This window comes from Streptomyces sp. NPDC006923, assembly GCF_040635655.1.
In the GTDB taxonomy this organism is placed as follows: domain Bacteria; phylum Actinomycetota; class Actinomycetes; order Streptomycetales; family Streptomycetaceae; genus Streptomyces.
Genome location: NZ_JBEYIF010000026.1, coordinates 39,760 through 54,730 on the forward strand (window position 1 = coordinate 39,760; position 14,971 = coordinate 54,730).

At 69.0% G+C, this 14,971-nt stretch carries 16 protein-coding genes and 1 pseudogene; 5 read left to right on the forward strand and 12 right to left on the reverse strand.

Annotation, left to right across the window (positions count from 1 at the left end):
- Positions 1–143: 143 nt before the first annotated feature.
- The 3 genes from ABZ707_RS31025 to ABZ707_RS31035 form a co-directional block, all read right to left on the reverse strand.
- Positions 144–830 (reverse strand): SDR family NAD(P)-dependent oxidoreductase, encoded by a 687-nt coding sequence (locus ABZ707_RS31025; protein ID WP_360181389.1) that lies wholly within the window; start codon positions 828–830, stop codon positions 144–146.
- 233 nt (positions 831–1,063) lie between these two features.
- A complete protein-coding gene (locus ABZ707_RS31030; RefSeq protein ID WP_360181392.1) occupies positions 1,064–1,456 on the reverse strand; it encodes an ester cyclase in 393 nt (130 codons plus the stop codon).
- A gap of 128 nt (positions 1,457–1,584) precedes the next feature.
- The gene (locus ABZ707_RS31035) at positions 1,585–2,325 is read right to left on the reverse strand and encodes an SDR family oxidoreductase (RefSeq protein WP_360181395.1); all 741 of its coding nucleotides are present in this window, start codon (positions 2,323–2,325) and stop codon (positions 1,585–1,587) included.
- 91 nt (positions 2,326–2,416) lie between these two features.
- Here ABZ707_RS31035 and ABZ707_RS31040 point away from each other — a divergent pair, with 91 nt between their 5' ends.
- A complete protein-coding gene (locus tag ABZ707_RS31040) occupies positions 2,417–3,025 on the forward strand; it encodes a TetR/AcrR family transcriptional regulator (protein WP_360181398.1) in 609 nt (202 codons plus the stop codon).
- 134 nt (positions 3,026–3,159) lie between these two features.
- On the opposite strand, the gene ABZ707_RS31045 is transcribed toward ABZ707_RS31040, so the two are convergent.
- Positions 3,160–3,717: an XRE family transcriptional regulator gene (locus tag ABZ707_RS31045; protein ID WP_360181401.1), complete on the reverse strand. Its 558-nt coding sequence runs from the start codon at positions 3,715–3,717 to the stop codon at positions 3,160–3,162.
- A gap of 9 nt (positions 3,718–3,726) precedes the next feature.
- The gene (locus tag ABZ707_RS31050) at positions 3,727–5,838 is read right to left on the reverse strand and encodes a helix-turn-helix transcriptional regulator (RefSeq protein WP_360181440.1); all 2,112 of its coding nucleotides are present in this window, start codon (positions 5,836–5,838) and stop codon (positions 3,727–3,729) included.
- Positions 5,839–5,954: 116 nt separating this feature from the next.
- Here ABZ707_RS31050 and ABZ707_RS31055 point away from each other — a divergent pair, with 116 nt between their 5' ends.
- Together ABZ707_RS31055 and ABZ707_RS31060 are read left to right on the forward strand one after the other, a co-directional pair.
- Positions 5,955–6,311, forward strand: a complete 357-nt coding sequence (locus ABZ707_RS31055) for a putative quinol monooxygenase (RefSeq protein WP_360181404.1) — start codon at positions 5,955–5,957, stop codon at positions 6,309–6,311.
- Between the two features lie 124 nt (positions 6,312–6,435).
- Entirely contained in the window at positions 6,436–6,783 is a 348-nt protein-coding gene (locus ABZ707_RS31060; protein ID WP_360181407.1) for a hypothetical protein, read from the forward strand.
- 53 nt (positions 6,784–6,836) lie between these two features.
- Here ABZ707_RS31060 and ABZ707_RS31065 read toward each other — a convergent pair whose 3' ends face one another.
- From ABZ707_RS31065 to ABZ707_RS31090, 6 genes are all read right to left on the reverse strand, one after another.
- Positions 6,837–8,117, reverse strand: a complete 1,281-nt coding sequence (locus ABZ707_RS31065; protein ID WP_360181410.1) for an FAD-dependent oxidoreductase — start codon at positions 8,115–8,117, stop codon at positions 6,837–6,839.
- Positions 8,118–8,432: 315 nt separating this feature from the next.
- Positions 8,433–9,164: a ribonuclease H gene (locus ABZ707_RS31070; protein WP_360181413.1), complete on the reverse strand. Its 732-nt coding sequence runs from the start codon at positions 9,162–9,164 to the stop codon at positions 8,433–8,435.
- A gap of 97 nt (positions 9,165–9,261) precedes the next feature.
- Positions 9,262–9,693 carry an SRPBCC family protein gene (locus tag ABZ707_RS31075; RefSeq protein WP_360181416.1) on the reverse strand — a complete coding sequence of 144 codons (432 nt, stop codon included), beginning with the start codon at positions 9,691–9,693 and terminating at the stop codon, positions 9,262–9,264.
- Between the two features lie 84 nt (positions 9,694–9,777).
- Entirely contained in the window at positions 9,778–10,788 is a 1,011-nt protein-coding gene (locus ABZ707_RS31080) for an aldo/keto reductase (RefSeq protein WP_360181419.1), read from the reverse strand.
- An 89-nt stretch (positions 10,789–10,877) separates the two neighbouring features.
- A complete protein-coding gene (locus ABZ707_RS31085; protein WP_360181422.1) occupies positions 10,878–11,702 on the reverse strand; it encodes an aldo/keto reductase in 825 nt (274 codons plus the stop codon).
- A 135-nt stretch (positions 11,703–11,837) separates the two neighbouring features.
- A complete protein-coding gene (locus tag ABZ707_RS31090; RefSeq protein WP_360181425.1) occupies positions 11,838–13,055 on the reverse strand; it encodes an MFS transporter in 1,218 nt (405 codons plus the stop codon).
- A 157-nt stretch (positions 13,056–13,212) separates the two neighbouring features.
- On the opposite strand from ABZ707_RS31090, the gene ABZ707_RS31095 reads away from it, so the two are divergent.
- Complete coding sequence (locus ABZ707_RS31095) at positions 13,213–13,671, forward strand: MarR family transcriptional regulator (RefSeq protein ID WP_360181428.1); 459 nt, start codon at positions 13,213–13,215, stop codon at positions 13,669–13,671.
- Between the two features lie 77 nt (positions 13,672–13,748).
- Here ABZ707_RS31095 and ABZ707_RS31100 read toward each other — a convergent pair whose 3' ends face one another.
- Positions 13,749–14,333, reverse strand: coding sequence for a DUF4328 domain-containing protein (locus tag ABZ707_RS31100; protein ID WP_360181431.1), 585 nt, complete (start codon positions 14,331–14,333; stop codon positions 13,749–13,751).
- A 423-nt stretch (positions 14,334–14,756) separates the two neighbouring features.
- Here ABZ707_RS31100 and ABZ707_RS31105 point away from each other — a divergent pair.
- Positions 14,757–14,971 (forward strand): annotated as a pseudogene (locus tag ABZ707_RS31105) (xylosidase); the annotation flags it as partial.

The window sequence follows — 14,971 nt, forward strand, 5'->3', positions numbered from 1 at the left end:
TTGTCCCGTAACCCGTAATCCCTGGTGGATCGGCGTGCGGTGTCAGATGCGACGCATCACATGACGGAGGGGCGGCCCCCATACGGGGCGGGAGCGAGAGGCAGCCGTCCGGGCCCCCCTCGCTCGTGCTCGTACCTATCCGGCTACCAGGGCACTTCCCCGTTCTCGTCCTGGAAGGTTCCTGTCGGGCCGTCCGCGCCGAGAGTTGCCAGACGCACAACGACCCTGGCACTCGCCTCCGGCTCCCTTCCGATTCCGAACGCCGCGGTCAGGTCGGTCGCGGTGGTGCCGGGCTCGACTGCGTTGAACTTGATGCCCGGCTGGGACTTGGCGTACTGGACCGTAAGCATGGTGGCTGCGGACTTCGAGGCGGAGTAGAGCGCCAACGGCAAGTTGAATTCGGGCCGGTCCGGATTGGTCACTGCCCAGAACGATCCGGCACTGCTCGACACGGTGACCGCGGTCGGGTTCGAGGATTTACGGAGGAGGGGGAGCGCCGCCTCCGTGACACGTACGATTCCCACCACATTGGTGTCGAAGGCCCGAAGAGCCGTGGGACCGTCGGTGACTCCGTCCCCCAGGATGCCCGCGTTGTTCACCAGGACGTCGAGTCGGCCCTCGGCCGAGTCGATCGTCGCCAGCGCGTTGCTCACTGACGCGTCGTCGGTCACGTCCAGTTGTACGAATCGTGCGCCAAGCGCTGCCGCCGCCTTCTCGCCTCGCTCGACATCGCGCGCACCGATGTACACGACGTGACCCAATGCCAGAAGCTGTTTGGCTGTCTCGAAACCGATGCCCTTGTTGGCCCCGGTGATCAGTGTGATGGTCATTGCGTATCCTCGCGACTTATATGGCCCGGTGGGCTGTTGGGGTCTTTCGTTTGGATCCGGCTGGGTCAGGGAGCGGGGTCTGGTGCCGTGGATCGCGGAGCGTCGGCTCCCTCCTGCGCCGACAACGCTGCGAGGCGCGGTGCCCCCAGGCACGCGAGCCCGGCACGTTCCAAGACGAAAGACCCCAGCGGTCTCCGGAGTGCTCTGTGAGTTGCCGGCCCCGATCTGAGCGGTCAGCCGGTCAACTGCCGGAGAAGTTCGCCGGCGTCGTGCAGGGCGGTCATATGCGCGAACCGCCCGTTGTGGACCTGATAGATGGCGTACTCAACGATCTCGAACGAGGCGCCGGTGGGAGCCACACCGAGCCATTCCTTCACCGGAGTACCGGTGTTGACCAGACGTGCGGCCAGACGGTCACCGTCGAAAAGCAGTTCCTTGAGCTCCCAGTGAAGATCCGGAACCGCGTCCACATCATGCTTCTGAACCGCGATGAGGTCGTCCCGGGTGGCCGGCTCACCGTTCAGGGTGGTCCGGTCGTTGATGAACTCGTCCATACCCTCGAACTCGTGGGTGTTGAGCGCCTGGATGTAGCGCAGGTAGAACGCGCGCAGATCGCTGTCGGACACGAGGGGACCCTTCTGCCGGGCAACTCCGGATCGGAGCTGCCGCCGGATATCGATGAGACGGGATGCCCCTCACGACCACGCCGCGCCGGCCATCGCCGGACACTTGTTGTCATGAATGGCGCCGCCCCTCAGATCTGATTGAGGCCGCCGTCGACGTACAGGCTCGAACCGGTGATGAAGCTGCTCTGCTCGGAGGCAAGGAAGGCCACAGCGGCAGCGATCTCTTCCGGGCGCCCGAGCCGGCCCATCGGCACACGCGTTGCCAGTCGCTGCTTGAACAGGTCCGGGGCGGGGGTGAGTCCTGACACCGCGGGGGTGTCGGTCGGCCCGGGCGTGACGGTGTTGACCCGGATGCCGCGTGTCTTGAGCTCGTTGGCCCAGGTCCGGGCGAAGGATCGGGTGGCTGCCTTGGTCGCCGCGTATACGCCGAGCGCCTCATCGCCGACGTCCACGTTGGTAGAGCCGTTCAGGATGATCGACGCGCCGTCGTTGAGCAGTGGCAGCGCCTTCTGAACGGTGAACAACGTGCCGCGCACGTTGATACCGAAAAGAGTGTCGAAGTGCTCCTCGGTGACCTGCTCAAGCGGCACGAGCGAGGCGACGGACGCATTCGCGAACAGCACGTCCAGGCCCCGTTCCCGGCTGAGGACCGCCTCGTAGAGCCGGTCCAGGTCTGCCAGGTTCGAGATGTCGCCGGTCACCGCGGTGGCCGATGGACCAATCGCCTCGACGGCCGCGTCGAGTTCGGTCTCGCGCCGGCCGGTGATGAACACCTGTGCGCCCTCGGCCGCCAGCCGTATGGCACTGGCCAGGCCGATGCCGGTGCTGCCCCCGGTGACAAGAGCGGTCTTTCCCTCAAGCAGTCCCACGCGACCAGCTCCTCGACTTGTGTAGCGATCGCTACGGAAGTCGACCGTAGCACTTCCGCAGCGATCGCTACAGAAGGCGTAGGCTATGGGTGTGGAGACAAAACAGAGCGGCCCCATCGGCCGACCCCGGGGATTCGACACCGACGAAGCTCTTGAGCGCGCCATGCTGGTCTTCTGGAGGCATGGCTACGAGGGGGCCAGCACCGCCAACCTGACGACCGCGATGGGCATCTCCACCACCAGCATGTACGCGGCCTTCGGCAACAAGGAGAAGTTGTTCCGCAAGGCCCTGGAGCGCTACACCGAAGGCCCGAGCGCATACCTGGCCAGAGCCATGGAGGAGCCGACCGCCCTCGGCGTCGCCACCGCGATCCTGGCCGGTACGGTGCGGACCACCACCCGCCCGGCCAATCCCCACGGGTGCCTTGGCGTCCACGGCGCCCTGACCGCCGGCGACTCCGGGCAGGAGATCCGCGACCTCCTTGTCTCCTGGCGCAACAACGGCTACTCCCGCGTCCAGGAGCGGTTCCAGCGAGCGGTCGACGACGGGGATCTGCCCGCGGACACCGATCCGGGGCTACTGGCCCGCTACGTCACGACCTTCGCCTACGGCATCGCGGTACAAGCCGCGAGCGGTGTCGGCCGCGATGAGCTCCAGGAGTTGGCCGATGCAGCCCTGCGCAACTGGCCACCCTCCTGATACGCGACTCTCCTGATACGCGGGCATGGCGCATGCGGTGCCTGCCCGTTGACGAACTGGACGGCGGCCCGCTGTGAGTAAGGGCTGTCCCTCGGCGCAACAGCCATCCCTGGGTTGCTGTCACGGGACAGCCCCTAGAATTCGAGCTCGACATAGTCGATGTCGGTGAACTCCACCAGCAGATCGTGGGCCCGGCGGCCCCCGTCCTTGAAGTACTGCTCCTGGAGACCTTCGGCGGCGATGCGCTGGAGTTCCTGCTCCGCGGCGCCCGCGGTCCGGGCGTCGAAGAGGCGGGCCGCGTACACGGGTGGCAGCGACTGTGTGATCAGGCGGATACGGCCGTCGTCGGTACTTCCCGGCGCCGCGGTGAAACCGAACCGGGCGCGGGTCTCGATGACAATCCCGGTGGAGCTCGCGGCCCTCTTCCTGGCCCGCTCGCGCACCCGGGGCTGCCAGTCCCGGCGCACCTCTGTCGCCATACGGGCCGCGAGGTCCCGGCGCGGTCGCTTGAGCTGCCCCTTCAGGTAGCGCTCCACCGTGCGCTGCGAGACCCCGAGCCGCCTCGCGACTGCCCTGGTGGAGCCCTTCTCGTGTTTGACCAGGAATCGCATCTGCGCCTGGGCGGACCGGGGGATCGGGCGGGTGAACGTATTCACCTCTGCCTTGTCGAGGCTGTCGCCCAGGATGCCCATCGTGTGTTCCTACTCTCCGTCGACCGTCGCATCGGTGCCCTTGATGTGCCGGGCGGGGTTGTGTCCTTCTTCGAGCATCCGGACGGCCCATGTCAGGTCCTGGGTGCCTTCGTGCTTGACCATGCCGGGCGATACGCCCAGGCGGAAGCCGCCGGGCAGCGGTTTGCCGTCCTCGGTGCGCGGCAGGAAGTCGAGCGGACCCGGTCCGTCCGACGGGTAGACGGCACAGTCGGACAGCACGGCGAGCGGGAAGAGGCCCGCGCCCGCCAGTCTGAGCATCTTGCGGTGCATATTGACCCGGGCGCTGGAGATGACAGCCGCGCGGATGTCGGGGCGCCAGGTGGGACGTTCCAGGGCCGGCCAGCGTTCGCCGTACCGGTGCGACACACCTTGCGGGCGCTCGCGGAGCTTGCCGATACCGCCCTTCACGGTGGCTTTGATCGCGGAGAGCACCAGGCTCCGGCCGGGGTCCGTCCGCTTGTGGGTCTTCATCGCCTCCAGGAAGTCCGGTTCGCTCATCCCGGTACGGACCCCCAGCTCGTCCATGGTGGCCAGGTACGCGTCACGCAGCCGGGTGTACCAGGGATCAAGGTAGGCGCCGTTCTCGGGCCGCACGTATGCCTCGATCGGCCGGACGTCGTCACCCAGTTCCAGCGCGTACGCGACGGTCGGCGTGGCGTACCAGGCCGGACCGGACGGCCGCTCGCCGTGCGGGGTGAACGGGTTCGGCAGACGCGGGTCGACGACGACGCGCGACAGGTCGACCAGCCACGAGCCCGGCAGCTTCTTGTCGAACGCCGGTGCCTTCACATGGACGGCGGGGCCGGTGCCGACGATCAGCCGGTTGGCGGCCGCGGCGAACGCCATGTTGACGTCGATACCGACCGCGTACGTCTTCGCGCACTCCTCACCGGTCAGCAGATCGATGTCGCGGATCCACTCGTACGCCTCCTCGTCGAGAACCTGCTCCGGCGTGCGCCGGTGGGCACGGGGATACAGGGCGGCAACGATCGGATGCTCGTCCGGTGCCTCCGGCGGCGCCGGGTCGACCGCCGAGGTCAGCGAGCCGGGCGTCGGTCCGGAGATCCATGCACCGGTCGCCTCGTCCTTCACGGCCCGGGTCGGCGGACGCAGCGCGGTCATCAGCTCAAGACCGGACACCGCCGTCGAGCCGCGCGGGGTGATGACGCGTGCGGCATAGGTCCCCAGCACATGGGCCAGATCCGCCGGCGGCAACTGATCCGCACGGCCCCAGGCACGGGCGTCGAGAGCACCCCAGGGCACGATCGCGAACTGCACGCACTGTCGCCGGCCGCCCTGCGCCGGACGGTAGACCCGCGCCCATGGGCCGAAGCCGCGCCGGGTGAGCTGCCACTTCGCCTTGGCCAGTTGCTTGAGCACCTTGTGGTCGTCGGGCAGCCGCAGGCCCCTCCGGTCCTCCAGCGTGGCGGGCAGGCCCAGCCGTTCGACGGCCGCCGCGGTGAGCACGATCAGCGGATCGGCGTCCTTGCCCGACCGGTGCAGCCGGGGCGCCCCGAGCCGGGCCTCCGTGAGCGTCCAGTCGACCAGTGAGGCGACCGTCCTGGCCGGACAGTCCAGCACCAGACCGCCGGTGTAGGCGTTCCCTTCACCGTCCAGGACGGCGAGGGGGCCGTTCTCGAAACGCGGGTCCGCCCCGGCGGGTACGGTGGCCGGCTCCTTCAGCGGGGCCTTCTTCGCGGCTGGACGGCGCGACAACGGCTGGTCCGCGATCACCGCCGGCGCCGTCCTCGCGGGTGCCGGCGCCGGGGCGGGCACGGGTGCGGGCACGACGGGTTCCGCCGTGGTCACCGGTTCCTTGAGCGCTTCCGGCACCGCCGGGGCGGGGTGGCGGGCCGCGAGACCTTCCAGAAGGCGGATGTACGCGGCGCGCTTCGGCGGCCGCGGATCCGTCCGGCCCGACTCCCAGCCGGTGATCGTCTCCCGCCGCACCGACAGAGCCCTCGCGACCTGCTCCTGGCTCAGGCCGCTCGCCTCCCGCAGCCGCTTGCGCTCCTCCGGATCCGGCAACGCCTCGCGCGCGGCCACCTCCTCCAGCAGTGCGTCGACCGACGCGAAAAGCTCGTCCTGGCCGTGCGGCACAGAGATCACCTCCGCGCCGATCCTAAGGGTTGCCCCGTGGACGGAGCGAACAGCCGACTTAACCCGGAACACACGGCGCTCACCTTAGTTCGCTCACCGAACCAACCCATGCTAGCGTGCGCGTTCAGAATGGTTCAGTCACTGAACTGACAGCCTTGGGGAGAGCCATGTACCAGATTCTCGTTTCATTCACCGTCCGGCCGGAGCACCGCGACGACTTCGTCCGGGCGGCCCAGAAGACCCGGCGCGACTCCCTCGCGAACGAGCCCGGCTCCCACCGGTTCGAGGCGCTCGTGGACGAGGAGAACGCGGATCTCTTCTACCTGAACGAGGTCTACGCGGACGTCGCCGCCTTCGACGCCCACGCCGGCGGCCCCTCCTTCGCGGCGTTCTTCGCCGAAGTCAGCGCCTACGTCGAAGGCCCGACGTGGCTCATGAGGGGAAACCTCATCCCTGACAAGGATGAGGTCTGACGACGGCCACCGGGTTTGCCGGGACGAGCCGGGTGATGCCGCCTCCTGGCGCCTGGGGCGGTGTGCGGGCCGGGCCCGTCCGTAAGGCATCCCTCGGCGAGCCGAACAGACATACCTTTCATGTGTGGAAGCGGCCGACTTTCCTCAGGACCTCCGCGACGCCCAGCGAGAGCTGCACCGGACGCGCGAGGAGTATGAGGCGCTCTGCCGCGAGCTGCCCTGGAGCGCGGACCCGGCGCCCGCCTGGAGCGGCGACAGGACCCCGTACAGCGCGTACCGGCCCGAATTCCCGGACAGCCCGGGCTACAGCGAGGAGCAGAAGGCAGAGGAGGCCCGGCTGCGCGGGCGGCTGCTGGAACTCTCGGTGTTCGTGTCGACGCATCCGTACTGGGCGACGCTCGAACGCGGCTCCGTCGTGGAAGCACGGATGGTACTGAAGCGGGTCGCGCGCGAGCCTCCGCCACGGGAATGACACCCGCGGGGTGGCGCGACGCCGGGGCACCCCACCGTTCGGCGCGGGACTCGTTACGGACCTGCCTCACCCGCGCGAGCGGAGCCGGCGGCCGGCCGTCGGGCGAAGGCCGGAGCCGACTCCGGCCGGAAGCCGATCGCGAACAGGCGGGCCGGCAGAATCAGCAGTCGGGGATGGCGTTTCAGCAGAGCTTTCAGCACGTTCGGCGCGGTGTGCGCGGACGCCGTGTTTCCCTCGCGCAGCGCGGGCCCGACGGTGAACCGGTGCATCAGCCGCTGGACGGTCTGGGTGACCAGGGTCGAGGGGATTCGCCGCCGCTGAATTCCGCGCAGGACCCGTGGCCGTACGTTTCCTGTCCGCAGTGGGTCCGCCAGCAGGCGGGCCGCGGCCACCGCGTCCTGTACCGCCAGGTTGACACCGACGCCGCCGACCGGCGACATCGCGTGGGCCGCGTCACCGATGCACAGCAGGCCGTCGCGGTACCAGCGGCGAAGACGGTTCAACTGGACGCTGAGCACCTTCACATCGTCCACGGAGCGGAGCTCCTCCACCCGGTCGGCGAGCCAGGGTGCGACCTCCGCGACGGTCTGTCTCATCGCTTCGACTCCTCCCGCACGCCACTGTCCGTCGGTGCCCTTTCTGATCGGCAGTGCCAGTTGGAAGTAGTCGCCGCGGTCGATGTAGACCAGCATTCCGCCCCCACCGATCACCATGCCCAGACCCTTTCGGTCGGTGGGTCGGCGGGACAGTCTGAACCACTCGATGTCCATGGGAGTGGGCCACGATGTCAGTGGGAGACCGCTGTCGGCGCGCAACACCGAACCCCGTCCGTCACAGCAGACAACCAGGTCGGCGTACAGCTCCCCGACGTTGTTCCACGCGTCGCGGTGGCGCACGCCAACGACCCTGTCGCCCTTGGTGATCAGCGCGGTGGCGGCGGTGTTCATGCTGATCCGGAAGGTCGGCTCGCGTTCGGCGGATTCCAGCAGCATGCCGAGGAATTCCCACTGCGGGACCATCGCGATGTGTTGATGGCGGCCGGGGAGCAGACCGAGGTCCATGGCCACCGAGTCATCGGTGCCCACGGGCAGGGTCAGAGAGGTGATCAGCCGGTGCGGCAGCCGTGCGAACTCCTCCCCGAGGCCGAGCTGGTCCAGCAGTGTCAGTGTGCTCGCGTGCACTGTGTCACCGCGGAAATCCCGCAGGAAGTCACCGTGCTTCTCCAGCACGGTGACATCGACATCTCCCCGGGCCAGGAGCAGCGCCAGCATCATGCCCGCCGGGCCGCCGCCGACGATCACGCAGGTGGTGCGGGTGACTGCCACGTCAGCCATAACACCCTCCTCGCCTCAGCGACTACCAAGAATACTTCGCTTGGCCCCTCGTCGTTGGTTTCTTCGCGTGCCCGGCCTGGCGGTGTGTCATGTATGCCGTACCGGCATGGTGATGGGCCGGACCGCGACGAGGGCGTGTTGTGAAAGGAGCGCCGTCCGCCCCCTGGGGCGGGGCTCGCGGCGTCTGGTGCGTGCGATCGCAAGGCGGAGGATCGTTCGCGTACTGGACGTACCGGATGTACTGGGACGACTCCGACCACGCGGCGAGCGTGCGCGCCAGGCGTCGCAGGCCAGGCGGGACTTTCACAACACGCCCTACGCCCCGTCGCCGGCGGCCGCGACACAGGCCGGATGCCCCCAGCCCTCCGGATTCTTGGCGATGGGCTCGCCGGCGGCGTACGAGCGCCCGCAGCGGCAGCGGCCGGGGAACTTGGCGTTGAGTGTTCTCTTCGCGTTCCCCGTGGTGCGCGGCTGTGACGCGGTGGCCGTCTTCGCCGTACCGCCGGAGGAGCCCCGGCGGGCGCCACCGGCCCGTGGCGTGTCCGGTGAGGGCGGCGGCTCCGGGGAACCGTGCTCACTGCCGGCGGCCTGCTGGGCGAGCGCCGCCTGGCTCGCGGCCCGGTCCGCGAAGTCGTTGAGCGGGTCCCCGTCGACCTGGTGCGCCGGTACGTAACGGAACTCCACGGAGCGGCCGTCGAGCAGCGCGTCGATGCTGACGACCAGCTCCTGGTTGGCGACCGGTTTCCCGGTGGATGTCTTCCAGCCCTTGCGCTTCCAACCGGGCAGCCAGGTGGTGACCGCCTTCATCGCGTACTGCGAGTCCATCCGGATCTCCATCGGGACATCCGGCGCGGTGGCCGCCAACAGGCTTTCCAGCGCGGTCAGTTCCGCGACATTGTTGGTCGCCCTGCCCAGCGGACCGGCCTCCCAGCGGACAACGCTCCCGTCGCCGTCGGCGATGACCCAGGCCCAGCCGGCGGGCCCGGGATTTCCTTTCGACGCCCCGTCACACGCGGCGATAACACGTTCAGCCATGTCCCCGATCATGCCAGTGCGGTGGCGCTCCCAGGACCGCGCCCCGGCACCCGGCCCTTCGCGGCTCGCGGGTGTCGAGACGCCGCGCCGTACCACCCCCTGGCCGGGCTCAGTCGTCGAACGCGTCCTTCAGGGCGGCCAGGCCGTCGCTGTAGACGCCCTGGAAGAGGGCGATCGCCTCGTCCTCGCTCACACCGGCGGGTGTGAAGGTGCCGGACCATTCCACGACTGCCGCGCCCCCGCCCGCCGCCTCGCTCACCGTGATCGTCGACAGATAGGCGGTGACCGGGAAAGGGCCCTGCTCGATCGAGTAGCTGTAGGAGCGGCCGGCGTTGTCGAAAGCTTCGAGCCGTTCGACGACCACCTCGTCGTCCGCGGTCGCGAGGGTGCGCAGCCGACCGCCCTCGCTCAGGACGCTGCTGCGGATGAAGGGCAGCCAGTCGGGCAGGGAGCCGAAGCCGCCGACGAGCTGCCACACCCTGTCGGCGGTCGCGGGGATCTCCACGGAGGCCGCCGTGGCGGAAGCGGGCGTAGTGGTCATGGTGTTTCTCCAGCCGTGATTCCGTACGAGTGGCACAGTGCGGGTGAGGGGCCGAGGGGGGCGTGCCGGTGGTACCCCCCGGTGTCAGCCGGAGGGGGTCGGAGCGCCGGGAGCGATCAGGTGCTCCTCGCGCAGCGCGGCCCAGAACTCGCCGGGGACCGGGGCGTCGAGAGCCGCCACGTCCTCCGCGATCCGGCTGGGCCGGGTGGCGCCGGGGATGACCGCCGCCACGGCCGGGTGAGCCGTCGAGAACTGCAGGGCGGCCGACTTGATGCCGACACCGAAGCGTTCGGCCACGGCCTTGATACGTTCCACCCGGGCGATGATCTCGGGCGACGCCTCCTGGTATTCGAAGTGTGTGCCGCCGGCCAGAATGCCCGAGCTGTAGGGCCCGCCGACCACGATGTCGACGTCCTGCCGCTCGGCCGCGGGCAGCAGCCGCTGCAAGGCGCGCTCGTGGTCGAGCAGTGTGTAGCGGCCGGCCAGCAGGAAGGCGTCGGGGCTGGGCTCGTCCAGGTCGAGTGTGAGCTCAAGGGGCTCCACGCGGTTGACGCCCAGACCCCACGCCTTGATGACACCTTCCTCGCGGAGGCGGGTCAGCGCGCGGAAGGCCCCCGTGCGCGCCGATTCATAGGCGGCCAGCCACTCGTCGCCGTAGAAGTCCTGGGCCACGTCGTGCACCCAGACGATGTCGAGACGGTCGGTCCTCAGTCGCTTGAGACTGTCCTCGACGGAGCGCAGGGTGGCGTCTGCGGAGTAGTCGTTGATCATCTTGTTGGGACGGCCGTGCTCGAACAGTCCGCCCTTCTCACCCAGGTCGCGGACCGCCGGGTCCTCCACCTCGTCCAGGACCACCCGGCCGACCTTCGTGCTCAGGACGTAGGAGTCACGTGTGTGCTCCGCCAGTACGTCGCCGAGCCGGATCTCGGCCAGACCGGCGCCGTAGAACGGCGCGGTGTCGAAGTAGCGGATGCCCTGGTCCCAGGCCGCGCGCACGGTGGCCGCGGCCTCTTCCTCGGGGATCGCGCGGAACATGTTGCCGAGCGGTGCGGTGCCGAAGCCCAGGCGGCCGGGCAGCAAGGTGCTGATGGTCATGAGAGAACTTCCTGAAAAGTGGGGGGACGGTGGTGTGCTTGATGGTGTGCGGCATTCCGGCGGGCGCGGCTGCCGCGCCCGCCGACGGGTCAGTTGAGGGTGTCGGGGTCCGGTCCTGTGCGCATGCCACGGTCCAGCGCGGTGATCGCGTCGATGTCGTCCTGGGCGAGGGCGAAGTCGAAGACGTCGATGTTCTCGCGGATACGCGCGGGAGTGACGGACTTGGGAATCACGATGTTACCGAGCTGCAGGTGCCAGCGCAGAACCACCTGGGCGGCGGACTTGCCGTGCCGCTCGGCGATCGCGGCTATGGCCTCGTCCTTGAGCAGCGCGCCCTGGGCCAGCGGGCTCCATGCCTCGGTGGCGATGTTGTGCTTCGCGTGGAAGGCGCGCAGTTCGCTCTGCTGGAGAGCCGGGTGGAGTTCGACCTGGTTGACCGCGGGGACGATACCGGAGTGGTCCAGGAGTCGCCGCAGGTGCGCGGGCTGGAAGTTGGACACACCGATGGCGCGGGTGCGGCCGTCGGCGAGGAGCTTCTCCAGTGCGCGCCAGGTGTCGAGGTACTTGTCACGTGCCGGGGTGGGCCAGTGGATGAGGTACAGGTCGACATGGTCCAGCCCGAGCTTTTCCAGGGAGGCGTCGAAGGCGGTCAGGGTGGTGTCATAGCCCTGGTCGGCGTTCCAGAGTTTGGTGGTGACGAACAGCTCGTCGCGTGCCGTCCCCGAGGAGGCGATGGCTCGTCCGACGCCGGCCTCGTTGCCGTAGACGGCAGCGGTGTCGATGCTGCGGTAGCCCGCCTCCAGTGCGCTGGTGACAGCGGCGGTCGTCTCCTGGTCGGGGACCTGGAAGACGCCGAAGCCGAGCTGCGGGATGGTGACGCCGTTGTTCAGGGTGACATTCGGTACGGAACTCATGATGTCTTTGACTCTTTCGGGTTGTGCGGTGGTCCGGTGCCGGTCCGGGATGTGGGGCGGCACCTGATCGTGGGTCAGTCGGCCGTACGTTGCGGCGGCGCTCCGGGCAGGGGCGAGGCGCTGCCCGGCCAGAGGTCAGTGCGGGACGGCGGCAGGGGCCTGCTCCGCCTCGGCGGGCGCCGGACCGGTGAGGGTGCGCGCACCGCGTCCGGCGCCCCGTTCCAGAACGCTGGAGACAACCGCGAGGACCAGCGCGGCAGCGGCCAGCGCGGCGCCGACCCAGTTGGGCGCGGTGTAGCCGAGGCCCCTGGCGATGACGATTCCGCCCAGCCAGGCGGAGAGCGCGTTGCCCAGGTTGAAGGCGCCGATGTTCACCGCCGACGCCAGTGTCGGGGCACCGGCCGCCTGGTCGAGGACCCGCTTCTGCAACGGCGGTACCGTCGCGAAGCCCAGGGCTCCGATCAGGAAGATCGTGACGGCCGCGGCGGCCTTGTTGTGCGCCGTCAGGGTGAACAGGGCAAGGACCACGGCCAGGGAGCCCAGCGCCGTGTACAGCATGGGCATCAGGGCCCGGTCCGCGAACGCGCCGCCGGTCAGGTTCCCCACGACCATGCCGAGACCGAACAGGACGAGCAGCCAGGTCACGGAGGAGTCCGCGAAGCCTGCCACGTCCGTCATCATCGGCGCGATGTAGGTGATCGCGGCGAAGACTCCGCCGAAGCCGAGCACGGTCATCGCCATCGCCAGCAGCACCTGCACATTGCGGAAGGCGCCGAGTTCGTGGCGCAGACGTACGCCTTCGGGTCTGGGCATGTCCGGCACCAGCTTGGCGATGCCCAGCAGCCCGAGCACGCCCAGCCCGGCGACGATGAAGAAGGTGACCCGCCAGCCGGCGCTCTGGCCGACAAAGGTCCCCAGCGGCACACCGACGACATTGGCGACGGTCAGCCCGGTGAACATCATCGCGATGGCCCCGGCCTTCTTCTCGGGCGAGACCACCTCGGCCGCGACGACCGAGCCGATACCGAAGAACGCGCCGTGTGCGAGCGAGGCCACGATCCGGCCGACGAGCATGACTCCGAAGACGGGGGCCAGCGCGGAAACGACATTGCCGATGACGAACAGCCCCATCAGCACCATCAGCATGTTCTTACGGGAGATCCGGGTACCGAGGACGGTCATGAGCGGGGCACCGGCCACGACGCCGAGTGCGTACCCGGTGACCAGGTAACCGGCGGTGGGAACGGAGACGCCGAAATCGGAGGCGACCTCGGGAAGCAGCCCCATGATCACAAACTCCGTGGTGCCGATCCCGAAGGCCCCGATGGCGAGGGCCAGGAGGGCGAGAGGCATGGGAGAAACCTTCCATCGATATGCGATAGCGCCTTACGAGCGTCCACAATAGTTGCACACGCTGGATAAGCGCAAACAGAAGTATTGTGGACGCGTCCTGTCACCGAGCTCCGGGACCACCGCCCGGCCGGGGCACCGCTGCCGCCAGGAGGCACCCATGACCGCCACGGATCCCGCGCTGACCGCCCTCGCCCAGGGCTGGTGCGCGCTCTCCCTGCTCCACGGGAGGATCGAGGCCCGTATCGAACGGGAACTGCAGAGACGGCACGGACTCAGCGTTCGCGCGTACTCGCTGCTCGACGTCCTCAGCCGCCAGCACGACGGGGTGGGCGGCCACCTGCAGATGAAGCAGGTCGCCAACGCCGTCGTACTGAGCCAGAGCGCGACCACCCGGCTGGTCACCCGCCTTGAGGACCGCGGCCTGCTCTCCCGCTATCTGTGCCCGACCGACCGGCGCGGTATCTACACCAACGTCAGCGACACCGGCATGGAGCTGCTCGACCGGGCGCGGCCCACCAATGACGGAGCCCTGCGCGCGGCACTGGACGAGGCCGCCGAGGACCCCGAGCTCGCCCCCCTGGTGCGGGCCGTCGAGTCACTCAGGACCGCGGCCTGACCCGGCCGCCACCGGCCCCCGCCGGGAAGCGAGGAAGGCCCCCCGGCTTCCGCCGGGGGGCCTTCCGGGACGCCGCCTCATCCGCGTCGGACCGCCGGGGCCGGCACCGCTTCGGCCGGCCGTGTCCCGGTGCGTGTGACCTGGGCCGCGGTGATCTCCCGGATCGCCAGGAGCAGCAGAATTCCGGAGACGACACTGAGCAGTGCCACAGAGGGAGAGAACAGCGGATTCGGTGTGGAACCCGCGATGGCCAGGGCCACCGCCACCTTGCCCAGCCGAGTCCACCACCAGCCTTCGACCAGCAGGCTTCTGCCGGCGAGGCCACTTGCCCCGCGAGTGTCGAGAGTGACCCGGCGCGGGATCCAGAGCATGGCCACGGGGATGAACCAGCCTCCGATCGCGAAGCCCGGTCGGTAGCGGTGGGTGCCGGGCGCGAACGCTTCCGCGTTGAGCCGACAGCGGCGGAGCCAGCAGATCAGCACAACGAACGAGACGCCCGTCACCAGCGCCACCACCTGCATGGCCTGCGGAAAGTCCGCCGCCCCGCGCTCCCCGAGCACCACCAGCCCGATCTGTGTCAACAACTCGACACCGATCAGCACCTGGGCGGCGATCGCCAGCCGCCTCGGATCGCGCACCGCCGGAACGGTGGGCGCGGACACCGCGTTGATTGTTTCCGGTTGCACGTTGACCCCATGAAGTGAAGGACTGCGGCACTGATCGCGTGCAGAGACGAGCGGCAGCCTAACTGATCGTTTCAGAATGCCCAGTCCGGAACCGTGAGCGACGCCACGTCGCGCGATCAACGGCCGGTTCCGGCGGCGGTCCGCCGCCCGGTCACCCACGTCCCACAGGGAGCCATGCTCAGATTTTCCCGCCATACAGCCTGGAGTTTGTGTCCTCACGTCAAAAAATTGCATGCAGTCATCTTGTCCGTGCATTGTCATGTCCATAGGTTGTCTTCGAGTGGCCCGCCGGGACGCGGGCCGCTCCCTGTGCTCGGAACGGTCCGCAACTTCTTCGTGCCCGCGCCGCCGGGCTCTGCCCGTGAGCCGCCGGCCGATCAGCCGATAGCGAGGAATCCCGTGAGCATCTCCAGACGGTCCGTCATCGTGTCCGCACTCGCCGGCGCCGCCACCGTCGGCGGCGTTCTGCCGGGTGTCACGACAGCGACAGCCGCGCCGGCCGCCCCGGCCGCCTCTCCTCCGGGTGATGTGGTCGGTAAGATCACTGTGGGTTATCAGGGCTGGTTCGCGTGTATCGGTGACGGTGCGCCGATCAACAGCTGGTGGCACTACAG